This window comes from Oceanobacillus sp. CF4.6 (assembly GCF_051262635.1).
GTDB lineage: Bacteria > Bacillota > Bacilli > Bacillales > Amphibacillaceae > Oceanobacillus.
Genome location: NZ_JBIMEX010000007.1, coordinates 57253 through 80639, shown reverse-complemented (window position 1 = coordinate 80639; position 23387 = coordinate 57253). Strand labels below are relative to the sequence as shown.

Genomic DNA, 23387 nt, shown 5'->3' with positions numbered 1-23387 from the left:
GTGATCGTACGCTTACGTTCTTTTATAGCGCCACATCATGTAGCGGTATCGTATGGTACAGCCGATACAATAGCCCATTAGCGCGATGCCTGAAGCGGCTAAAACCATCAAACTAAATATAATTCCTACTGTTGTGAAATTAAGATAAAAGAAAGTCAAGGAAAGTCCAATACAGATCGTTGCAATCCATTGGTTAAAAATCTGTTGGTCTCTGTCTTCTTGGAGATACTGATTCAGTGGCTTTGTTAGAAAACGCTTGCTGAACATAATAATTGGATTCTTTTTTGTTATTAATGTATACAAGCCATTTAGGAAAGGCAAAAGTAAAATAATCGGGTGAATTACGAAAGCTAAAAGTACGGTTATAACAATAAATGATTGATTTACCTGAACTAACGGTTTTGGAATACTCATGTACATTCTCCTTCCTAATATATAGCTTATTATACACAGTAGTTTACTGTGTATAAAGAGATTAGAATAAATAAATATTTTTATTTACTTTTATTTCTTTAATACAAGTGTGTTCCAAATTATGGAGGGCATATCTTTATAATTTACAGAATCTTATAAATAATTATATTTTAACAAATGTACAAATACCTATTGAATTATTATACAAAATGATGCATAATAATTCATTAATAGCTCAATTAGAGAGGGGAAATTTAAATGTCGAAGGAAAAAATTGTATTAGCATATTCCGGGGGTCTTGATACTTCCGTTGCAGTTAAATGGTTACAGGATAAATATCATTATGATGTAATTGCGGTGGCACTTGATGTAGGGGAAGGAAAAGACCTAGATTTTGTTAAAAAGAAAGCATTGGATGTTGGGGCAATCAAATCGTATGTGATTGATGCAAAGGAACTTTATGCAGAGGAATATGTACTTCCTGCATTACAGGCCAATTTATTATACGAAGGGAAATACCCGTTAATTTCCGCACTTTCCCGTCCATTAATTGCAAAAATCCTTGTTGATATCGCAGAAGAGGAAGGCGCAACCGCTGTTGCACATGGTTGTACTGGAAAAGGAAATGACCAAGTACGTTTCGATGTGGCATTTACAGCATTAAATCCTAATCTTAAAATTGTTGCACCTGTACGTGAATGGGCAATGTCAAGAGAAGAAGAGATTGAATATGCCAAAGAAAATAATATTCCAATTCCAATCAATTTGGATAGTCCTTACAGCATTGATCAGAATTTATGGGGAAGAAGTAATGAGTGCGGCATTTTGGAAGACCCTTGGGCAGAGGCGCCAAAGGATGCGTATGACTTAACGGCTGATCCATTGGATGCACCGGACGCACCGGAAGTTATTCAAATTACATTTGATCAAGGGAAACCGGTTTCTTTGGATGGCAAAGAAATGCAATTGGATGAATTGATTTTGAAACTGAATGAAATTGCAGGAATGCATGGTGTCGGAAGAATTGACCATGTGGAAAATCGTCTAGTTGGGATTAAATCTAGAGAAATTTATGAAGCACCTGCAGCCATGACGCTAATTGCTGCTCATCAGGAGCTCGAAGCATTAACATTACCGAGAGAAGTTGCTGAATTCAAGCCTGTCGTTGAACAAAAGCTAGCACAAACGGTTTATTATGGCTTATGGTATTCACCACTCACAGAAGCACTACAGGCGTTTATTACTAAAACACAAGAGCATGTGTCAGGCACAGTGAAAGTGAAATTGTATAAAGGTCAAGCACAGGTAATCGGCCGTGAATCTGCAAATTCCCTATATGATTTTGACTTGGCAACTTACAATAAAGCGGATGCGTTTGATCATGATGCTGCACTTGGTTTCATTAAGCTTTGGGGCTTACCAACAAAAGTTCATGCTTCCGTAAATGGCACACATTCCAAAATTAAATCGATCGAAAAAGTAAAATTGGAAGTAAAGGAAGCTGTTCAAAAGTGAAACTGTGGGGCGGACGATTTACAAAACCAACCAATCAATTAGTGGATGAATATACGGCATCGATTAACTTCGATAAAAAATTAGCAAAATATGATATTCAGGGTAGTCTCGCCCATGTGGAAATGCTGAAATTCTGTGGGATTATCCCTGTAGCAGATGCGGATCAAATTGCTGAAGGACTTCATACCGTTCTTTTAAAAATAGAGTCCGGGGAGGCTGAACTTAGTGAGGAGCATGAAGATATCCATATGAACGTGGAAAAGCTTCTCATGGAGGAAGTTGGTGCTGTCGGTGGGAAACTTCATACAGGACGGAGCAGAAATGATCAAGTTGCACTAGATATGCGACTCTATTTAAGAGAGCAATTAATTGAGATTATTCAATTAGTAGTGTCCGTTCAACAATCACTTCATACCCAGGCAAAATTAAATTTGGATACTGTGATGCCTGGATATACACATTTACAGCGAGCGCAACCAGTATTGTTTGGCCATCATATGATGGCATACGTGTTCATGTTTCAGAGGGATGTGGAAAGGCTGACGGACAGCTGGAAGCGTGTCAACAAATCACCACTTGGTGCAGGAGCCCTTGCTGGAACAACTTTTCCCATTGATCGTCAGTTTGTAGCGGAAAAATTGGGATTCGATGGTATATGTGAAAACAGCCTGGATGCGGTGAGTGATCGCGATTTTGTTGTCGAGTTTTTATCAAATGCATCATTAATTTCAACCCATCTTTCCCGGCTGTGTGAAGAACTTGTTCAATGGTCCAGCGCTGAATTTAGCTTTATCGAGCTCGATGATGCTTTCTCGACGGGAAGCAGCATGATGCCGCAAAAGAAAAATCCAGATGTAGCAGAACTGGTTCGTGGAAAAACTGGAAGGGTTGTTGGCCACTTAGTTGGTATGCTTACAACGTTGAAAGGTTTGCCATTGGCTTACAATAAAGATATGCAGGAAGACAAAGAAGGAATGTTTGATACAGTCGATACTCTAAAAGGTGCATTAGGGCTTTTCGCACCAATGATTGAGACGATGCAAGTGAAAAAGGAAAACATGTATGAAGCTGTTCGAAAGGATTTTTCCAATGCAACCGACCTTGCCGATTACCTTGTTGAAAAAGGAATGCCGTTTCGAGAGTCACATGCTGTCGTCGGGCAAGTTGTATTACAGTGCATAAACGATAATAAATATTTATTGGATCTAACGTTGGAAGAATTTAAATCCTTCTCCGAAACAATTGAAGCAGATATATTTGAAAAATTAAAGCCAGAAACCGTGGTCAATGCACGTGATGTAGCTGGTGGTACAGCAAAGAACAGGGTGGAAGAACAGATTGAAAAAGCGGTTGAATTGTTTCAATCCAGTAGTGAATGGGTTCGTAAGCATGGAGAAAATATCTAAATTCCTAAAAAGCTAAGTCTAGTTTCCTATAAGCTGACTTAGCTTTTTATTTTGATTAGTAGCGTTGATAATAAGAAAATGACGTATTTTTTTCAGATACTTAATTTTAAATCTCTTTACAATTTTCGGAATACTATATATAATTGTCTTTATAGATTACTAGACTAAATTTATTTAGTACATAGAAAAATAGTAGGGGGTAAAGAGAAATGAAGTTAAAAAATTGGTCATTATTATTAGCATTTGGACTACTATTGGTTGTACTAGTAGCTTGCTCTGACGGAGATTCCTCTGATACATCAGATTCATCGGAATCAACCGATGAAACAGAAAACGAATCTTCTGAAGCAGAAGAAAAGGTTCTTAACTTTACTAATTTGGAGGCAATTCCAACCATGGATCCGTCTTTGGCTACAGATGAGTCGTCCTTTATATATTTGGCAGCTACAATGGAAGGTCTGTACCGTTTAGATAAGGACACACAAACATCTGAGGGGATTGCAATTGATCACTCAGTAAGTGACGATGGTTTAATCTGGACATTTAATTTACGTGAAGATGCTGTCTGGGAAAATGGAGACCCTGTGACAGCACACGATTTTATTTATGCTTGGCAACGTGCCGTTAATCCAGAAACAGGGTCTGAATATGGTCCTTATATGATGAATGGTGTAATTAAAAATGCTACAGCTGTAAGTTCAGGAGAAGCTCCTGTTGAAGACTTGGGTGTTACTGCCGATGGTGACTACACACTAGTAGTTGAATTGGAAAATCCAACTCCATACTTTGAAACACTTACAACTTTTGGCACATTTTTCCCACTAAATCAGGCATTTGTTGAAGAACAGGGAGATAGTTTCGCAACTAGTGCTGATACATTATTAGCAAATGGTCCTTACACAATGAGCAGCTGGGAAAGTACGAGTAACTCATGGGAGCTTGTTAAAAACGAAGATTACTGGGATACTGAAACTGTAAATATGGACAAATTGACATTTGAAGTCGTTAAAGACCCACAGACTGCTGTTGATTTATATCAATCAGGTGAAGTTGACCGTGTGGATTTAAATTCAGACCTTGTTGATCAGTATTCCACAGCTGATGATTATGTTGTTTCGGCTGACACTTTTGTTTATTTCCTAAAATTTAATCAAACAACAACCGATGCTTTGGCGAATGAAAATATTCGTGCTGCAATAAGCAAAGCTTTTGATAAACAGGCCATGGTTGATACCATCCTAAATAATGGTTCCATTGTTGCAAACGGCCTTATTCCAGCTGACTTTACGCCAATGCCTGAATCTGGTGAAGATTTCCGTGAAGTAAGTGGAGATCTTGTTTCATATGATGTAGACGAAGCAAAAGCTTTATGGGAAAAAGGTTTAGAAGAAATTGGAACAGATTCAGTTGAATTAGAAATGTTAGTAGATGATGATGAAACAACGAAGATCATGGTTGAATATATTTCCAACCAGTTGACAACAAATCTACCAGGTTTGGAAGTTTCATTAAAACAAGTACCGAAAGAGCAACGCCTTGATTTAGATACAAACATGGATTATGAACTTCAAGTTTCTAGATGGGGCCCTGACTTCCTTGATCCATTTACCTTTATGAACCTTTGGACAACTGACAGTGGAAATAATAAGATGGGTTACTCAAGCGAGGAATATGATACTTTAGTCCAGGATGCAGCTGCAACATTGGCAACAGATAATGCTGCACGCTACGAAAACTTCCTGGAGGCTGAAAAAGTTCTCTTTGAAGATGCAGCAATTGCACCAATTTATCAAGCATCAAGAGCACAGCTTGTATCTCCAAAAGTGGAAAATGTATTTGTAAATCCATTCGGAGCAACTTATGAGTATAAATGGGCTGACGTTGGTTCAGCTGAATAAAAATAAAAATCGAAATTAAATATAAACATAGGACAGTAATCACTACTGTCCTATGTTTATTGCATTAGGAAACCAAGGTGCTTAAATAGGAAAGTCCAGGGGGTTAAAAGGGCTTTCCTTCTTCAATGTTCTACTATAAATAAATGTTCCAATATAAATGAACCGTTTAGAAAAATTAAAACAAATAAAGCATGACAGCTACTAGACTGATACTTATCTTTGCAAGGAATCGCATGCGACACCTCCAGGAAGGAATAGTAAATCTTACTTTCAGTATACTGTCAGAAAGTTAAGATACTGCAAATTCAAGGTTAATTTTATGTAAATAAAAAAGGGGAATCAGCAAAATATACTGGTTCCCCTATTTCTATGTATTAATGTCTTTTACTCAACCAGAGAACACCGGTTTTTGCTAATCGCGGCAGCAGCCCTGTCAATGGTGTTTTGACCATGTTTCCGAATCCATCTGACTTGCCAAGAGATCCGAGGGTGCCTTTTAGTTTTAATGGCTTCGGTTTCTTAGGTTCTTTATCTTTCAAAACTGCCAGTAAAATTTCAGCAATTTGTTCGCCCTGAAGCCCTGCAAGTTGCGCACTTGGTGAATACTCACTAGATGCACAATCGCCTACTACATAAATATTTTGCTTCTCTGGTACTTGATAGAACGCATTAATGACTACCTTGTCCTGATTATCTTTTTCAAAAGGTAATTCCCTTATGAGACGATTTGGTTGTACACCTGCAGTCCAGATGGTTACGTCATTTATATAGCATACGCCATTGTTACATACCCCGTCTTTTTCAACATATTCAATCGTTGAATTATGAATGACATCTACATTATTTTTAATAAACCATTCTTCTACATAATTTTGGATTTTTGAATCAAACGCTTTTAAAACGGTTGCGCCGCGATCAAGCAAGCGAATATTAAGATCAGGGCGGCTTTCTCTTATTTCCGAAGCAACTTCAATACCACTCAGTCCTGCTCCGATAATGGATACTTTCCCGTAGGCTTTTAGATTTCCAATTGCCATTCCTGTATGACGGGCCTTCGTAAAGGTTTGTACACTCTCCGTAAATTCTTCTGCACCTGGAATATCATGGTAATTATCCTCACAGCCAACACCAATGACTAAGTAGTCAAAGGGAATCGTAGCCGCTGGATCATCAAATATTATCTGTTCTTTTTCTGTATCAATTTTTATAATTTCGTTAAAAACGTAATTCACACGTGAATCTTCCGGGAATTCCACACGTACATCCTGATCTGCAACCGTACCCGCTGCTATCGTATAGAATTCAGTCTTTAATGAACGAAATGGGTTCCGATCTACTACTGTAATATGTATATCTTCTGGTAATGGCTGATCAAGGATCCCAGACAGGATTTTGATTCCTCCATAACCGCCCCCAATGATAACAAGCCTTTTCATGGCTAAACCCCCTATGTAATGAAACGCTAACGTAGTTCTACCCCTACTAGATTACCAAAGTTGAGTCTCCGTGTCACCCGAATCATGTCGAATGTCTCCTCGGTTATTTCTTTCGTGAAATAGTTGGAATATATCCATTTTAGTGCGAAAGGAATCAAAATAAGATGGTACAATGAATACATCAATAATATAGCAAATTATAATAATTAAGTATAAATCAGGATTCGACAAATTTCGGGGAGTGACAGGCACTATGGAACGGCTGACTTTGGATTCGCTTTTGGAAGTGATTGGGGAGCTTTTTTCGGATGAAATTTCAATTGCTATTTCAAATACAAATGAATATCTTTATTATCGCAGAAGTAAGCGGATTGATTTGAAAATACAAAAAGGGGACCGCATCAAACAGGGAACGCTTGCACATAAAGCAATTGTTACGGAACAAAAAGTATCTGAGTTTGTTGATCGTGATGTTTTGGGGGTTCCTTATCATGGGATGGCAGTACCGTTCCATTTTGAAGGTGTTCTTGAAGGATGTGTTTTGGCTATTTACCCGGCATACACGGAGGGAAAAACGGTAGTCACTGTCAGAAGTGAGGATGGTTGGAAGCCGATTCCTTTCATGGATGTTAATTACCTGGAGGCAAAAGATCGCAAAACCCATGTATTCTCTGAAGGGTATTCGGGTACCCATACCAGTACATTACAGGATTTTGAATTCATGCTGCCGAGGGAAAATTTTATCCGATGCCATCGGTCTTTTATTGTAAATGTACATCATATTAAAGAAATCTATCCAGACACCCATTCCACATTTTTATTGGCAATGGACAATGATGTCAGGATTCCGGTTAGCCAATCTTATTCCAGCTATTTTCGAAAGTTACTAGGCTTTTGAAAAATACTTCTGCTTTATCCTGAATTTCTATTGGTTTATTCAAAAATATCCTCTCTTCATCCGATTTTTCCTATAAATTCGAAAAATTAGTTATTATTAATAGTAATTAGTTATTATTTAAGGGGGATCTTGGATGGGAGAAAAAATAAAGCGCATACATGACTCACAACTGCAAAACCTAGTCGTTTCCGCTGAGGAAGCCGCATCTTGGATTCAAGATGGTATGACATTGGGATTAAGCGGTTTTACCCGTGCAGGAGATGCAAAGGCTGTGCCGACTGCACTCGTTAAACGGGCAGAAAATGGGGAAGATTTTAAAGTTAACGTATATACGGGAGCATCATTAGGATCTAATATTGATAAAATGTTTGCTGAAGCAGGAATTGTTAACAAGCGTTTACCTTTTCAGGCAGAACCTTCCATGAGGAAAGCAATTAATACAGGGGAGCATCTATTTGTTGATCAGCATTTATCACATACGTCTGAGCTATTGCGTGCAGATGTTATAGACCGAGTTGATTATGCAATATTGGAAGCGATTTCTATTACGGAAGATGGATTAATGATTCCTAGCACATCTGTTGGTAATTCACTATCTTTTGCTGAAACAGCAGAGAACATTATTATCGAATTGAATACAGCACAACCCGAATCTTTAGAGGGATTACATGACATTTACAGTCCGAGTAAGCAGGGAGAGCGTGAACCGATTCCGCTGACAAGCGTAGACCAACGAATTGGGACTATTGGGATCCCACTTGATCGGAAAAAAGTTAAAGGAATTGTTTTTACACATCAGATGGATTCCCCTTCTACGATTGTTCCACCGGATGAGGAAACAAAAATGATGGCAGACCATCTTCTTGATTTTTTACGTACTGAAATCAAAGCTGGAAGGCTGAATGAATCATTGATGCCTCTACAATCAGGTATTGGTTCTGTTGCCAATGCCGTACTCCATGGCATGGTTGATTCTGAGTTTAAAGACTTGGTCGTTTATTCTGAAGTGCTTCAGGATGCAGTATTTGATCTCATTGATGCGGGTAAAGTTAACTTTGCATCTGCCTGCTCATTAACACTATCAGATAAAAAAATGGAGCAAGTATTCCATGATTTTGATAAATACCGTGATAAATTGATTTTGAGACCGCAAGAAATTTCCAACCAGCCGGAAATTATTCGTAGACTTGGGATTATCTCCATTAATACAGCATTAGAGTTTGATATATACGGTAATGTAAATTCTACACATGTTAGTGGAACCAAGATGATGAATGGAATTGGTGGTTCCGGTGATTTTGCTCGTAATGCCCGCTTGGGAATTTTCGTAACGAAGTCCATCGCGAAGGACGGTGACATCTCCAGTATTGTTCCATTTGTTTCACATGTCGATCATACTGAACATGATGTGGATGTAGTTGTCACAGAGCAAGGTTATGCAGACCTTCGAGGTTTGGCACCAAGAGAACGTGTGCCATTAATTATTGAAAACTGTGCACATCCATTATACCGGGAGCAATTATGGGATTACTATAATGAAGCACTTGAGCGTGGAGGGCAGACCCCTCATGTGCTGGAAAAAGCATTCTCATGGCATACAAATTTTAAAGAACAAGGTACCATGCGACGCGTATTAGTAGAACAGAATTAAAGGCAGTGCCTGTCACTTCCCGAATTTTGTCGACAAACATTAGGGGTTTTAGAATATATAAAAGAAAAAACAGATGAGTGGAGGGCAGACTTCTCATCTGTTTTTTTCTATTGTGTTTTCTATAAGAATGTCAACGTTGATGCTATTTCCCTGATGTGCAGTTTATCTGCCCACAAAATCAGGAAATTATATGTTGTACCTTGAATTTCAATGGGATCAGGGTAAATGACGATAAGTGCAGACTGTTGATTCATTTCAGCAGGTTGATCTGCTGATGGGAAAATAAAACATGCTTCTTCATTTTCAATCGTAGATGATGTAATTCTCGGAGTAGATCCATATGGCATTAATGGGTGGTACGCCTCCCCCTGACACACTTCTTCCAAACTGTCTCCAGCTATAGCAGAAACTTGGAAAAATCCATCAGGACCTTCGTATCTCTCGTTATCTATCCTTTCCCAGTGAGAGGGATACCGGAAACTAATTCGATATGTCTGATTCAAGTATGTCTCCTCAAATAAATTTCCGACTGGTGAAGGTGACCATTGGAGTGAGGTGATTAAAGCATCTTCTAAAACTTGAATCGGAACTGGGTGGTTCGGGTTTACCACCCAAATCTCCCGAGCAAATTCCTGTTCACTGCATCCGGAAAGGTAGGCAATTTTATTTCCGTCCGTTGACCAGGTTACTGGTGTTGCAAAACAGTTCGATAACGCATGAACCGTTTCATTATCGCCACTTCTTGTAACAGTTCTAATTTGGTTAAAATAACCTCTGTCTTCATAGGCTGTGGCACTATATGCAATGATTCTGGAATCAGGATGCCATCTCGGATAATAGTTTTTAGCGAGGGGACCACCCTCTAACCCAAACATATTCCCTGTTGCCAGTTCGATTGTAATAATGAGTGAAATACTGACTCCCGGAGTTGTATACAAAACAAAGGATCCATCAGGAGATAACTGAATATCATGAAGTGGACCATCTGTATTATTTGTAATTCTACTCTTACCGGTTCCGTCTGAAGAAATCCGATAGAGTTGGCTAATCCCAAATGCATCCGTTGCTTGAAATAAAAGCTCGGTACCATTTGGGAACCATTGAATATCCGTTGCTTCCATCTGCTGTATGGATTGTGCCTGATGTGAAGCTATCGTATAAATGATAATCTGATTCCTCGTCGTATAAGCTAATTCTGTGCTTTCCGGCGACCAATCCAATTGTAGGTTATCATTTTCGCTTAGCTGATCGATGGATGCAATGGAACCTGTCTCAAGGTCGACCACATAGAGGATTCTATCTATGCCTGCAAAAGCGATTCTACTACTGTCTGGGGACCATTCAGGACTTGAGAAGGAATCTCCTAAACCAGATGTCAGCTGTACATTGGAACCATTCCGAGGGTTATACAGCCAAAGGTCGAATCCTCCGCCTCGATTCGACGTATAAGCAATCAGGCCTTCACTACCTGGTGGAGCGTATGGGATACGCAGCATCATCCCGGGAATGATGGTTGATGTGGATAGCTGATTGACGCTCTGAATTAGCTCTGTGTTTCTAACGCCATCTGTGATGACATTAAATCTTCCGGTTAGCGTATATAGCGTATCTCCGGGTTGAACAATATAATAAGGAACTCCAGGTGGTACTTGTAGTAATTGATTAACATAAATCATGTATGGGGCTTGTAGTTGATTAGCTTCAATAATTACAGAAAAGGGCACTTTAAAAAACTGGGCAATTTGATAAACGGAATCCCCTAGTTTCACACGATAAACATTTACTCCTGGAGGCATGGAAAGCTGTTGGCCAACGAATATCGTGTACGGGGCAGTTAGGTTATTTGCAGCGATCAGTGATGCTAATGGAAGTTCCCATCTCCTGGCGATGTCATATACTGTATCTGTTGGTTGGACAGTGTAAAAATATTGCATATCATCCCTTCTTTCTGTTCAAGGCACAGGTGTGTACTTATATGTATATTCTCTAATTTTATAATAAGAACAAAGCCATCTCTAACTTCTAAACGAAAGTAGATATGTTAAAAATCCTAAAAATGGTAAGAATGAAATAATAATCATCTATTTGGTTAATGAGATTTGACTGTTCGAATTATAATTAATTTTTTAAAATAATGTTTAAGACAAAAAATACTGTCATTTATTTGCAGTAGTTTAATATATTATGCTAGTATGAAAGCTTATTGAATAGAAGCTAAAGAGGAGTTTACTATGCCAAGAAATACTTCATTACCATTTACTGTTTCTAAGACTGAGAATTTCTTTGACCGACTGGGTGATTATGTCGGTGATGTTTTTTATGATATTTTACCTGAAAAGGGTTATGAATTACGCGATGAACAAATCTATATGGCCTTTCAATTGGAGCAGGCCTTTAAAAATAAAGGAACAATCTTTGCTGAAGCGGGTGTTGGTACAGGGAAAACACTTGTTTATTTGTTATATGCAATTTGTTATGCGCGGTATAAAGGAAAGCCTGCCATTATTTCCTGCGCAGATGAGACGTTAATCGAACAGCTTGTAAAAAAAGGCGGGGATATTGAAAAACTCGAGGATGCACTTGGCCTCCATGTGGATGTCCGCTTGGCAAAAGCAAGGGAAAATTACGTTTGTATTAAGAAGCTTGATCCACTGGCGAACAAAACGAGTGATATGGATATTTTAAGAGTACATGATGAGATACCAGATTTTGTTTTTGATACGAGTGCCGTTATGAAATCATTTGAACGTTATGGAGATCGAAAGGAATATCCATGGGTACCGGATGAAAAATGGGAAAAAATCGCCTGGGACCCGCTCCAGCAGTGTTCGACCTGTGATTGGCGTCACCGTAGTGGACAAACCCTAAATCGAGATTATTACAGACATGCACAGGATATCATTATTTGTTCGCATGACTTTTATATGGAACATGTATGGACAAAGGAATCCCGCAAGCGTGAAGGCCAAATGCCACTCCTTCCAGAAGCGAGCTCAGTTGTATTTGACGAAGGTCATTTATTGGAATTTGCTGCACAAAAAGGTTTAACCTATCGCTTCAACTTTGAAAATCTAACGAATGTCCTTACCGGCTATATGGGGCAGGATGTGCGTGAAGAATCACTCCTTCTTGTTGAGGATATTTTGGCACTGAATGATGAATGGTTTGAACTGCTTGCAGACTCAGCGAATATGGTGGAAGGTTCCAATCGTCAACAGATTCCCCGTTCGGAAGCGATGCTGCAGATGGCAAGCCGCCTAAATGATATGGTTCAGCAACTTTTGGAACATTTAGTATTTGATACCGAATTGTTTACCATGGATGAGTATCATACAAAGATCATTGAAGAGTATTTGGAGTTTTTCTCCTATGGACTTTCGATTTTATTAAAAGATGATGAAGGAATTTACTGGCTGGAAGAAAATGAAGCGACAACGAGCCTGGTAGTTATGCCTCGTCTCGTAGAAGATGTATTAAAGAAAGAAGTATTTAGTCAACGCATTCCTATTGTTTTCTCATCGGCTACCTTATCACAGAGTAGCAATTTTTCTTACTTGGCCGGTAATTTAGGTATTGATAAGTTTGATTCCTTTTCTGTAGAATCCCCTTTTGATTATGAAAATCAAATGAGGATAAATGGCCATGTGGAACAGGAGAAGGATTCAAAATGGGAAGAAATTAAAAATGGGTTACTAAATAATGATGGACACTCACTGATTCTCTTTTCTACTACAGAGGAGATGAATCATTTCCGTGAATGGTCTGCAGATCAGGAATGGCCATTTGACATGCTTTATGAAGGTGATCTGGAAATAAGTGAAACCGTACGAAAATTCCAGAACGATGAAAGTTCTGTACTGTGTGCACATCATTTATGGGAAGGACTCGACGTCCCTGGAGAAGCACTAACACAGGTAATTATTTCTTCCTTGCCATTTCCGCCGAAAGATCCGGTGTTTCAGGCAAAACGGAATCATGCTGCAGATGCAGAAAAAGAAGTGGATGCTCCGTATATGCTGCTTCGCCTGCGTCAGGGCATTGGCCGTTTAATTAGAACAAATGAGGATCATGGTATCATACACATTTGGATGAATAAAGAAGAACAAAAGAAGTATGAGAAGGATATAGCAGGTGTATTGCCTGTACCAATGAATTGGTGATTTTAAAAGGAAAAGAAGCACATGAGAAGAAGAACTTCTTATGTGCTTCTTTTCTTTTAGGTAAGTTATTCATTATCCAATAAACCAATTAAATGGGTCAGTATTTTCGCGGTTAATCCCCAGATTACCTTTTCTTCATACTTATAAAAGATCTCGTTTATATGTCGTACCTGCCAATTATAGTCCTCTCCACCAACGATTAAGTGAAAAGGGAAGTCATCTTCAGGAGTAATATGGAAATTAACTTTGTATTGTTCTGGTTCGGTATTCAATAAATAAGAAAGTGGGACAGTAAAAACTTCTTCCACTTCGGATTTATTCGGGATGATCTCGTTTATATTGGCGATCCTTCCGACGAATGGATAAATAATTCTTCCTAGATCATTAACAACATAATCAAGTGGAATGACATCTTTGATATTTTCTGAGTGGATGCCCAATTCTTCCGTCGTCTCCCTAATTGCACAATACTTGGGGTCCGGGTCACCCCTATCAATTCGACCGCCTGGAAAACAAATATCGCCAGGTTGACTACGCATATTCAAAGACCGGACTTCAAATAATAGATGTGTTTCATTATCAATTTCCACCAAGGGAACAAGCACTGCAGACTTTCTGAAATTTTCATGGCCCATGATAGATGGTATCCGATTCTGTAACTTCCCAATAATAGTTGATGAATCCATATTTCCACCTCCAAAAAAACTTATCCTAACCCTATTCTATTACTCTTTTTGGTGCCTGTCACTTCCCGAATTTTGTCATAATTTGTCGATGCTGCAATGAATGAAATGGTTTACCCTTTATATCTTATAGATACTCATGTATAAGGTAAACATTCTAAGGAAATATAAGTGTATGTGCAGGTTAAAGAAAGTTGGCACATAGTATAAATCTCTTGAGGAGGTATTGGATGGGTATTCTTAGTGGAAATCCGACAGATGAACCAATGCATTATGGTGAGGTATTTGGTACATGGACAGCTGTGATGACAATGAAAGGGAAAATTGCGGGATATCAAACTGCGCGAAATCATGCAGGCGATCAGGATCTTTTGAAACTGATTGATGAAGCTATCCAGCAAGGGCAGCAGGAAGTTACTGAAATGGAAAAGCTCTTAAAAGATAACGGTGTAGGAATGCCGCCAACACCACCGGACCGACCAAAAGCCGACTTGGAAGATATTCCAACGGGAGCTCGTTATATGGATTCGGAAATAGCGGCTGCCCTATCGGTAGATATCGCCGCTGGGTTGGTTGCATGCAGTGGTATGATAGGTCAATCCATACGCGAGGATATCGCAATGATGTTTGGTCAATTCCATACACAGAAAGCAACTTTCGGAGCCAAAGTCCTTCGTCTTAATAAAGAGAAGGGCTGGCTCGTTCCGCCACCACTCCATCAGTATAACGCAGAAAAACAGTAATTAAACGAAGTAGAGTGGACATACTGTCTGCTCTATTTTTTTAGTTATATTCATCTCTATCATATGACATTTGTCATATGTATTCATGACGTTTATGACTTATAAAAAACAGCAACATATCTTATAATAAAATATAGTTACATGCTATATATAGGAGGATAAAATATATGAGCAAACAAAAACAAGCACAATTGAGAAAAAGCGTAGCACCATTTGCAAGTTCAGATACGAAAAAGAGTATTATTCAAATAATTAATTCAATCGTTCCGTTTATCCTGCTTTGGTTTCTTTCCTATCAAAGCTTGTCCATCTCCATTTGGCTATCACTAGTAATTTCTGTGATTGCTGCAGGGTTTGTCATTCGAACCTTTATTATATTCCACGATTGTACACATATGTCGTTTTTCAAGAATGCAAAAGCTAACCGCATTGTAGGGACGATAACTGGCATCATTACGCACTTTGCCTTTGAAAAGTGGAAAAGGGAACATTCGATTCACCACGCTACAAGCAGTAACCTCGACAAACGTGGGACAGGTGATGTTTGGGTAATGACAGTGGAAGAATACAAAGAAGCATCTTATTTTGGGAAACTAGGCTACAGGCTCTACCGAACTCCGATTGTGATGTTTGGTCTAGGACCAGTATTTCTTTTCTTAATAAGCAATCGATTTAACCGTAAAGGTGCCAAGCGTAAAGAACGTTTGAATACCTATTTAATAAATGTTTCCATTGCAGTCATCTATGCATCGCTAATCTGGGCGATTGGGTGGCAGGCGTTTCTGATGGTGCAATTGCCAATTCTCTTTATTGCTGGAGCATCTGGTATTTGGTTGTTTTATGTACAACATCAATTTGAAGATTCCTACTTCGAGAATGAAGATGAATGGGATTATGTAAAAGCAGCAGTGGATGGAAGTTCCTATTACAAGCTTCCAAAAGTTATGGAGTGGCTAACAGGTAGTATCGGATACCATCACGTGCATCATTTAAGTCCAAGAGTACCAAACTATAACTTAGAAAAGGCACATGAATCTACACCACCACTACACCAAGCAACAACGATAACATTAAAAACAAGCCTGAAATCGATTCGTTTCCGATTGTATGACCAGGCGAGCAGAACGTTTATAAGTTTCAAGGAATATAAAGCACTTCAGCGTAAATCGCAAAAATCCGGTTTAGGGCTAAAAACAAGCGAATCATCTGTGACACAAAAATAAAGACCTTATATAACCCTTCCATGTCTTATCGGAAGGGTTTTTGTTATACTTAGAAATACAAAATAGAAATGAGAAATTGAATTATTATGGGGAGAGATTAATTTGCAGCATTGGTACCATATTTTTCCGAAAAATACAGGACTAAGTCTTTATGCATGGATTGCATTTTGTCTTCTTCCATTTTATTTTATATTTCGTTCATCAACGGTTGCTGAGATTATTATTGGAATTTTAATGATTGTATTGTTTTTTGTCACTTATCGCTTGGCATTCATTAAAAAAGGATGGACTGTCTATGTATCGGTAGGAATAGAAATAGCTATAAGTATTGGGATGACCTTGTACTTCGGTTATGTTTACTTTTCACTATTTCTCGCATTCTTTATTGGTAACATTCATAATAGAGCAGGTTTCATCACGTTATATGTCGTACATCTCGTTTCAACAATTGCAGCTATCACTCTTGGGTTTTTTATGCAAGGGCAAATCCTTTTCACCCAGATTCCTTTTGTTATTTTATGTTTAATTGGTGTGATCCTTCTTCCATTTAATATGTATAACCGAAATAAGCAAGAAAATCTGGAGGTTCAATTGGAAGATGCGCAAGATAAAATTGCTAAGTTACTAATCGTCGAAGAACGGGAAAGAATTGCTCGTGATTTACATGATACGTTGGGACAAAAGCTCTCCTTGATTGGTTTAAAAAGTGAACTGGCAGGAAAATTAATACATGCTAAACCCGAATCGGCAGCACTGGAACTGAGGGATATTCATCAAACTGCGAGAATGGCTCTGAAGGAAGTCCGCGAACTGGTTGCTGATATGAAGGGTACTAAATTAAAAGAAGAAATGATCGGTGTAAAGCAGCTTTTGGATGCAGCACAAATTGAGTTCCATCTGGATGGGGACCCAGTGCTCAAAGATACCCCGTTACTGGTTGAGAACGTATTGGGCATGTGTGTAAAAGAATCCATTACGAATGTTGTTAAACATAGTGGTGCAACACAGTGTCATATATCTATTGGACAGTCACATGAGGAATGGGCTGTTACCATTCAGGATAATGGAAAAGGTCTTCAGGTTTCAAACAATCTTGTGGGAAATGGCATTATCGGGATGAAGGAACGGCTTGAATTTGTTAATGGCAGTTTGAAAATAACTTCAAAAAATGGAACAAAACTTATGATCCGGGTGCCGCGTGTTATTCAACAAATGGAAAAGGGGGAAACAACTTGATACGAATTGTAATAGCCGAGGACCAGCGTTTACTGCTTGGTGCATTAGGTGCTTTGCTCGACATGGAGGAAGATATGGAAGTAGTCGGGCAGGCTAGAAATGGCCAGGAGGTATTGCGATTAGTTGAGCAATATACACCGGATATATGTATTATGGACATTGAAATGCCTGTCATGACAGGGTTGGATGCAGCTGAGGCATTAAAGGATAGCACATGTAAAGTAATCGTCTTAACGACATTTGCGCGGTCAGGATATTTTGAAAGAGCACGTAAAGCGAATGTAAATGGCTATTTACTAAAAGACAGTCCAAGCGAGGAATTAGCAGACTCGATTCGTGTCATACTGGATGGACGTAAAGTCTATGCTCCAGAGTTAATTGATATGGCATATTCAGAAGAAAATCCACTAACCGAACGTGAGGAAGAAGTTATCAAACTGATTGCTGACGGAAAGAACACGAAAGAAATCGCAAGTCAGCTCTATTTGACGAACGGTACAGTTCGGAATTACGTATCAACGATTATGGATAAATTACATGTTGGCAATCGCATTGAGGCTATTTCCAAACTGAAAGAAAAGGGATGGTTTAAATAGCCATAACTGACTAAAACATCTAATTGACAAAATTCGACAAAATTCGGGGAGTGACAGGCACAATGAAGCATGTGATTTATCAGATGGATATTATTCCGGGGGATCCGGAAGCAAATCGATTGAAAGTTGGAAAATGGGTAAAAGAGATTGCACAGGAAAGACCGGATATAGTTGTTCTGCCGGAGATGTGGACAACGGCTTATACGTTGGAAGAGCTGGAAAACTATGCCGATACGGATGGTGAGCCTACAACTTCTTTTCTACAGCATCTTGCAAAAATGTACCACATTAATATTATTGGTGGGTCGATTGCCAATATAAAAAATGGCAACATCTATAATACGAGTATTGTAGTGAATCGAGAAGGAGAGCTTGTGTATACGTATGATAAAATCCATCTCGTACCAATGTTGGATGAACCGGTTTATTTGACTGGGGGAACGGAGAAGGTACAAGTATTTGAACTGGATGGTGTGAAAATGGGGATTATCATTTGCTATGATTTGCGGTTCCCGGAGCTTGCTAGGAAATTAGCCCTAGAAGGCGCGGAAATATTGTATGTCGTCGCTGAGTGGCCGACAGTTAGAAAAGATCATTGGAAAGCATTGCAAATCGCCCGTGCAATTGAAAATCAGTTTTTTGTCGTTTCCTGCAATCGAATAGGTGAATACAATAATGAAGACTTTGCGGGAACTTCTATGATGATAGACCCCCGAGGGCACATTCTTAAAGTTGGAAGTGAAACAGAAGAAGAGACGTTAATCGAGTCCATTACATTGGATCTAGTAAAAGAGATACGCAAGGATGTACCCATTTTTAAAAGCCGTGTACCACATATGTATTAGGAATAAGGATCACTTCATTTGTTGCTTTAGAATCCTATACAGTTGAGATAAAATGCGAACTAACTGCTTTTCCCGCCGTCCGGGATCGCTATGGGCGGATGCTTTCCGCGGGCACGGCCTCAGCCTCCTCGAGAAACCCACTCTGCCGGGTCTTCGGACACGTGCGGTTCCCGCAGGAGTCACCGCCCGCCGCTCACCCGGACTGGTGAAGCTGCGTGATATGGTTTTTATAAATAACTAAAGTTTGTAAACTTAAAACCAGCTCTGGGAAATACACGGAGACTCCTGTGGGAGGAAAGGCATCGGTGAGACCCCGCAGTGCGAAGCACGAGGAGGCTCACCAGCCGCCCACGGAAAGCGCAGTGTATTTCCCAGAGCGGTCGCCGAAGTCACTTTTCTTGTTTCGGCCGAGCAACCGCAGTCCCAATCTTCTGGAAAACAGCCTGAAATAAAAATAAATAGAGCAGGCATCCCTTGGTTGCTTGCTCTACTCGTATAGCCATCTCTATTTTGAAGTACATCAACGATTATTTTTTAACGTTTGGCGGGTCTGTAAGTTGACCTGTTATAATATCTTCTGTTACATGGACCTGGCATGTTTTACCTTTACTATTAATAAATTTAAATACACCATTGTTAAAGTCTGTTCCAATTTCTTTATAGAAGATGCCCTCATATAAATTGTCCTTGGATCTCGCAAAACTTAAGCTGTAGTTACCATTTTCATCTTGTTGCAGGAATCCACGTACACCCTTTTCGAATGTCATCTCTTCTGTGCTCCTAAGTCTTCGATCAATGGATACAATATGGATGTCGATAAAGGACATGGCACGTAACAGTACGTTAACAAAGGATCCTTTTGTAATTTCTTCCCAGCGATTTTGTGGGCTTTGTCCAATAATGATTTGCGTAATGTTGTGATTATGCGCAACTTCTGCGATAGCTTTAACGGAAGCGCGTTTTTCATTATCACGGATAATAAATTCCTCAACCTCCAGTTCATCGCATAGTTCCTTCCAGCGATCAACATAACCAGATTTCTCTGCATCAAACTCGTCATACGGTAATGCATCTACGGTTAAGACATATAGCGGGCAATCCATGATTTGTGATAACTTGTGACCACGTTTAATCAAGCGCTCTCCATTCGGACCATAATAAACACAAACTAAGATACTTTCATCCATACGACCTCTAATTTTTTTCATTGGTATGTTCACCTCTTAAAATATTCATTTGCGATTTAGCCGGTCCTAATTGATTATCATCCTGGAAGGGCCTTGTTTAATAGCTGGTTTATATAGTTGGAAAAAGTGTAAATAAACACGGATTTTAATTTATTTATCATTGAAACTGTATTATTCTAACACGTTAAATCTGGCTCGTGAACCCTAATATAGAAATAGTATTATTTATTTTTTGAGTCTCTTAATAATATCCTTTAGCATACGTGATTTGTACTATTAATGCCAGTTAATATCATTCTTGGTGGCTAATCTTTAATAAATGCGTACGACCTGAATTTCCTGTATAATTAAAATCGATATTATCGATACCTTCAAAATCAAAATCCCAAGAAGGTTTACGTTCTTCTTCGACTGAAAATAACTGTAATCATTATAGAATTTTGTTACTACACTCTATTTATTCCACAAAGACTCATGAAGTGCATGCGCTGCAACTATTCTCTTAATTGCCCGAATAATGCTTGGGCCCCTTATTGTAAATTCTGCCTTTTTGTGTTTATTCCATGTATATAAAAAAGGTGTAAATCGAATCGTATGTATTTGTTGGTCGGATTTTACTTTTTCTGTGCGCAAATTTTCAGGGGGTGAACGGACTGTATCTTGATTGGAGGTTAAAACTTGTCAACATTGATTATTGCAATAATACTTCCTTTTATTGCAGCTGCATGTCTTCCTTATTTATATAAAAAAATACGTAAGGTACATATTGGCTGGTTTGCAATTCTGATTTCTACCATATTATTTATTTATCTTGCTCGATATATTCCTGGGATCGCAAGGGGAGAGACATATATCCATTCCGTTAATTGGATTCCTTCTTACGGTATCAATTTTACTGCTTACCTAGATGGTTTAAGTTTAATTCTTGCGCTTTTAATAACGGGTATAGGATCACTTGTTATATTGTATTCCATCTTTTATTTATCTTCCAAAGAATCTTTAGGACACTTCTATACCTATTTAATGCTGTTTATGGGCGCAATGCTTGGTGTTGTGATGTCAGATAATATGATGGTGCTCTATGTTTTCTGGGAGTTGACTAGTATATCATCATTTCTACTAATTGCGTTCTGGTATCAGCGTAAACGGTCTAGAGATGGTGCCAAAAAGTCGTTATTGATTACAGTAACCGGTGGTATCGCAATGCTAATCGGCTTTATTATGATCTATGTAATGACAGGTACATGGAGTATTAGAGAAGTTATTTCCAGTGCCGGTAGCTTTACAGATCATCTTCTATTTATTCCTGCCATGCTGCTAATCTTGCTCGGTGCCTTTACCAAATCGGCACAATTTCCATTCCACATTTGGCTTCCGGATGCGATGGAAGCTCCAACACCTGTTAGCGCATATTTACACTCTGCAACAATGGTCAAGGCAGGAATATACCTGGTTGCCAGATTTACCCCTGTTTTTGGTGGGGAGGCAACCTGGTTCTGGCTAGTAACTGGTGTCGGCTTAATAACCTTATTCTGGGGCGCGTTTAATGCCGTTCGACAAACCGATTTGAAAGCACTACTCGCTTATTCAACCGTAAGTCAGCTTGGTATGATTATGAGTATGTTTGGCTTAGGTTCTGCTGCCCTTCATTTTGGTTATTCTACAGAATCTGTCGTATATACCCAAGCTACCTTTGCTGCATTATTTCATTTGGTAAATCATTCAACATTTAAGGGTGCTTTATTCATGGTCGTTGGAATTGTCGATCATGGGGTTGGAACACGTGATATCCGAAGACTTGGCGGACTGATGACCCTTATGCCTGTTACATTTACGATAGCTATGATTGGCAGCTTCTCCATGGCTGGATTGCCGCCTTTTAATGGTTTCTTGAGTAAGGAGATGTTTTTTACAGCTGTTCTAACGATCGGCGAGGCAGGTATATTCTCCTTGGATACGTGGGGCACATTGATACCAATCATCGCTTGGGTGGCGAGTATCTTTACTTTTGTCTACTCCATGATTATTGTCTTTAAAACATTTTTTGGTCCTTACCAGGAGGAAAAATTAGAGCACTCGGCCAAGGAGCCCCCTATCGGTATGCTGATTGCACCAGGAATCCTAGGATTGTTTATCGTGGGCATCTTCTTCTTCCCGAACTTATTGGGTGACTATTTACTAGCACCAGCAATGACAAGTATTTTCCCTACATTTGCAGAGGGGGATCTTGGAGTTCATATATCTGCATGGCACGGATTCGGTATGGAATTATGGATGACGATGGGAGTCGTTATCTTTGGAATCCTTTTATACAAGTCCAGAAAAAAATGGATGGTTGTTTATCGCATGCTTCCCGAAAAATGGTCGTTTAATAGCCTTTACAGCTATTTACTTGTGCAGTTGGAAGAAGGCTCCACAGCGATTACAAATACATATATGACCGGATATCTCCGGGATTATATGGTTTATATTTACCTTTTCTTTGTTATTGCAATTGGAGGGACACTTTATTATACCGGTGCATATCAATTTGATATTTCCGGAAATGCACCGATATCTGAGTTTGAATGGATACTTGTGCTTGTGATGATTATTGCTGGTATTTCGATTCTTTTTGCAAAGTCAAGACTAACAGCAATTTTACTAAATAGTATCCTAGGGTATGGGGTAGCAGCATTCTTTGTACTTTTTCGGGCGCCTGACCTGGCTTTAACACAAACGGTTGTGGAGACAGTTACGACGGTCTTGTTCTTAGTTGCTTATTATTTCCTTCCAGATTGGAAAAAAGAGGACGCCCCTCGTAGGTCGAGAAATGTAAATTTAATAATCTCTATTTCTGTCGGTGCTGTATTTACCGTTGTTGCTCTTGCAGTTCAAAATGGCAAACTGTTTGAATCCATTTCCAGTTACTTTGAGGATTCTTATGAACTTGCAGGTGGGAACAATATCGTTAATGCAATTCTCGGGGATTTCCGTGCATTGGATACAATGCTAGAAGTAGTGGTACTCCTCATTGCCGGGATTGGTGTATTTACTTTCATCAAACTAAGGGCTAAGAAGGAGGATGAAAGCATTGAAGATTAATCATGTCATTTTGAGAACGATGTCCAAAGTTGTTGTTTTCATTATTCTTACATTGGCAATTTATTTGTTTTTATCCGGTCATCATAGTCCGGGCGGAGGGTTTATTGGTGGGCTTGTGCTTGCTTCTGCCCTTGTTCTGCTTTTTATTGTTTATGATATCGAAACTGTTCAGCAGGCAATACCCGTCGATTTTAAATTAGTTGCTGCTTTCGGTGCCTTTATAGCTGTAGGTACTGGTTTTGGCTCGATATTGTTTGGTGTTCCGTTTTTGAGTCAGTCCTTTGCGTATTTTGACCTTCCTTTTTTCGGGAAAACGGAGTTGACTACTGTTACGATCTTTGAAGCAGGGGTAGCACTTGTTGTCGTAGGGGTAGTAGTTACGATAATTCTAAATATTAGTGAGGATGTGTAA

The 23387-nt window shown here is 39.1% G+C and carries 18 protein-coding genes; 13 read left to right on the top strand and 5 right to left on the bottom strand.

Going from position 1 to position 23387, the window contains the following annotated elements; translation table 11 throughout:
* Window positions 1-12: 12 nt before the first annotated feature.
* Window positions 13-414, bottom strand: a complete 402-nt coding sequence (locus ACHABU_RS12155; RefSeq protein WP_435765155.1) for a DUF4395 domain-containing protein — start codon at window positions 412-414, stop codon at window positions 13-15.
* A gap of 258 nt (window positions 415-672) precedes the next feature.
* On the opposite strand from ACHABU_RS12155, the gene ACHABU_RS12150 reads away from it, so the two are divergent.
* The 3 genes from ACHABU_RS12150 to ACHABU_RS12140 all read left to right on the top strand — a co-directional run bounded on the left by ACHABU_RS12150 (window position 673) and on the right by ACHABU_RS12140 (window position 5233).
* The gene (locus ACHABU_RS12150) at window positions 673-1929 is read left to right on the top strand and encodes an argininosuccinate synthase (RefSeq protein WP_435765154.1); all 1257 of its coding nucleotides are present in this window, start codon (window positions 673-675) and stop codon (window positions 1927-1929) included.
* Window positions 1926-3335, top strand: coding sequence for an argininosuccinate lyase (argH, locus tag ACHABU_RS12145; RefSeq protein ID WP_435765153.1), 1410 nt, complete (start codon window positions 1926-1928; stop codon window positions 3333-3335). Before ACHABU_RS12150 ends, argH begins: the two co-directional genes overlap by 4 nt.
* A 209-nt stretch (window positions 3336-3544) precedes the next feature.
* On the top strand, window positions 3545-5233 hold the full coding sequence (locus ACHABU_RS12140) for a peptide ABC transporter substrate-binding protein (protein ID WP_435765152.1): 1689 nt from the start codon (window positions 3545-3547) through the stop codon (window positions 5231-5233).
* 374 nt (window positions 5234-5607) lie between these two features.
* Here the strand turns inward: ACHABU_RS12140 and ACHABU_RS12135 are convergent, their stop codons facing one another.
* Window positions 5608-6669, bottom strand: coding sequence for an NAD(P)/FAD-dependent oxidoreductase (locus ACHABU_RS12135; RefSeq protein WP_435765151.1), 1062 nt, complete (start codon window positions 6667-6669; stop codon window positions 5608-5610).
* Between the two features lie 253 nt (window positions 6670-6922).
* Between ACHABU_RS12135 and ACHABU_RS12130 the strand changes: the two genes are divergently transcribed.
* On the top strand, window positions 6923-7567 hold the full coding sequence (locus ACHABU_RS12130; RefSeq protein ID WP_435765150.1) for a LytTR family DNA-binding domain-containing protein: 645 nt from the start codon (window positions 6923-6925) through the stop codon (window positions 7565-7567).
* Between the two features lie 133 nt (window positions 7568-7700).
* Window positions 7701-9218: an acetyl-CoA hydrolase/transferase family protein gene (locus tag ACHABU_RS12125; RefSeq protein WP_435765149.1), complete on the top strand. Its 1518-nt coding sequence runs from the start codon at window positions 7701-7703 to the stop codon at window positions 9216-9218.
* A gap of 119 nt (window positions 9219-9337) precedes the next feature.
* Here ACHABU_RS12125 and ACHABU_RS12120 read toward each other — a convergent pair whose 3' ends face one another.
* On the bottom strand, window positions 9338-11152 hold the full coding sequence (locus tag ACHABU_RS12120) for a LysM peptidoglycan-binding domain-containing protein (protein ID WP_435765148.1): 1815 nt from the start codon (window positions 11150-11152) through the stop codon (window positions 9338-9340).
* Between the two features lie 297 nt (window positions 11153-11449).
* On the opposite strand from ACHABU_RS12120, the gene ACHABU_RS12115 reads away from it, so the two are divergent.
* Window positions 11450-13378, top strand: a complete 1929-nt coding sequence (locus ACHABU_RS12115) for an ATP-dependent DNA helicase (protein ID WP_435765147.1) — start codon at window positions 11450-11452, stop codon at window positions 13376-13378.
* A gap of 65 nt (window positions 13379-13443) precedes the next feature.
* On the opposite strand, the gene ACHABU_RS12110 is transcribed toward ACHABU_RS12115, so the two are convergent.
* Window positions 13444-14064: an NUDIX hydrolase gene (locus ACHABU_RS12110; RefSeq protein WP_435765145.1), complete on the bottom strand. Its 621-nt coding sequence runs from the start codon at window positions 14062-14064 to the stop codon at window positions 13444-13446.
* Window positions 14065-14291: 227 nt separating this feature from the next.
* Between ACHABU_RS12110 and ACHABU_RS12105 the strand changes: the two genes are divergently transcribed.
* The 5 genes from ACHABU_RS12105 (at window position 14292) to ACHABU_RS12085 (ending at window position 18704) form a co-directional block, all read left to right on the top strand.
* Window positions 14292-14804, top strand: coding sequence for a DUF3231 family protein (locus tag ACHABU_RS12105; protein WP_435765143.1), 513 nt, complete (start codon window positions 14292-14294; stop codon window positions 14802-14804).
* A gap of 167 nt (window positions 14805-14971) precedes the next feature.
* Window positions 14972-16027 (top strand): fatty acid desaturase, encoded by a 1056-nt coding sequence (locus tag ACHABU_RS12100; RefSeq protein WP_435765142.1) that lies wholly within the window; start codon window positions 14972-14974, stop codon window positions 16025-16027.
* 102 nt (window positions 16028-16129) lie between these two features.
* A complete protein-coding gene (locus tag ACHABU_RS12095) occupies window positions 16130-17263 on the top strand; it encodes a sensor histidine kinase (RefSeq protein WP_435765141.1) in 1134 nt (377 codons plus the stop codon).
* Window positions 17260-17859, top strand: a complete 600-nt coding sequence (locus ACHABU_RS12090) for a response regulator (RefSeq protein WP_435765140.1) — start codon at window positions 17260-17262, stop codon at window positions 17857-17859. The genes ACHABU_RS12095 and ACHABU_RS12090 overlap by 4 nt, the downstream gene beginning before the upstream one ends.
* A 62-nt stretch (window positions 17860-17921) precedes the next feature.
* Window positions 17922-18704, top strand: a complete 783-nt coding sequence (locus ACHABU_RS12085) for a carbon-nitrogen family hydrolase (protein WP_435765139.1) — start codon at window positions 17922-17924, stop codon at window positions 18702-18704.
* 527 nt (window positions 18705-19231) lie between these two features.
* Here the strand turns inward: ACHABU_RS12085 and ACHABU_RS12080 are convergent.
* Complete coding sequence (locus ACHABU_RS12080) at window positions 19232-19912, bottom strand: histidine kinase (protein WP_435765138.1); 681 nt, start codon at window positions 19910-19912, stop codon at window positions 19232-19234.
* Window positions 19913-20569: 657 nt separating this feature from the next.
* Here ACHABU_RS12080 and ACHABU_RS12075 point away from each other — a divergent pair.
* Window positions 20570-22975 (top strand): Na+/H+ antiporter subunit A, encoded by a 2406-nt coding sequence (locus ACHABU_RS12075; protein WP_435765136.1) that lies wholly within the window; start codon window positions 20570-20572, stop codon window positions 22973-22975.
* A complete protein-coding gene (locus ACHABU_RS12070; protein WP_435765135.1) occupies window positions 22965-23387 on the top strand; it encodes a Na(+)/H(+) antiporter subunit B in 423 nt (140 codons plus the stop codon). Before ACHABU_RS12075 ends, ACHABU_RS12070 begins: the two co-directional genes overlap by 11 nt.

Coding starts and splice junctions, on each gene's coding strand:
- ACHABU_RS12155 (WP_435765155.1), bottom strand. CDS start 414: ATGAGTATTCCAAAACCGTTAGTTCAGGTAAATCAATCATTTATTGTT.
- ACHABU_RS12150 (WP_435765154.1), top strand. CDS start 673: ATGTCGAAGGAAAAAATTGTATTAGCATATTCCGGGGGTCTTGATACT.
- ACHABU_RS12140 (WP_435765152.1), top strand. CDS start 3,545: ATGAAGTTAAAAAATTGGTCATTATTATTAGCATTTGGACTACTATTG.
- ACHABU_RS12135 (WP_435765151.1), bottom strand. CDS start 6,669: ATGAAAAGGCTTGTTATCATTGGGGGCGGTTATGGAGGAATCAAAATC.
- ACHABU_RS12130 (WP_435765150.1), top strand. CDS start 6,923: ATGGAACGGCTGACTTTGGATTCGCTTTTGGAAGTGATTGGGGAGCTT.
- ACHABU_RS12125 (WP_435765149.1), top strand. CDS start 7,701: ATGGGAGAAAAAATAAAGCGCATACATGACTCACAACTGCAAAACCTA.
- ACHABU_RS12120 (WP_435765148.1), bottom strand. CDS start 11,152: ATGCAATATTTTTACACTGTCCAACCAACAGATACAGTATATGACATC.
- ACHABU_RS12115 (WP_435765147.1), top strand. CDS start 11,450: ATGCCAAGAAATACTTCATTACCATTTACTGTTTCTAAGACTGAGAAT.
- ACHABU_RS12110 (WP_435765145.1), bottom strand. CDS start 14,064: ATGGATTCATCAACTATTATTGGGAAGTTACAGAATCGGATACCATCT.
- ACHABU_RS12105 (WP_435765143.1), top strand. CDS start 14,292: ATGGGTATTCTTAGTGGAAATCCGACAGATGAACCAATGCATTATGGT.
- ACHABU_RS12100 (WP_435765142.1), top strand. CDS start 14,972: ATGAGCAAACAAAAACAAGCACAATTGAGAAAAAGCGTAGCACCATTT.
- ACHABU_RS12085 (WP_435765139.1), top strand. CDS start 17,922: ATGAAGCATGTGATTTATCAGATGGATATTATTCCGGGGGATCCGGAA.
- ACHABU_RS12080 (WP_435765138.1), bottom strand. CDS start 19,912: ATGAAAAAAATTAGAGGTCGTATGGATGAAAGTATCTTAGTTTGTGTT.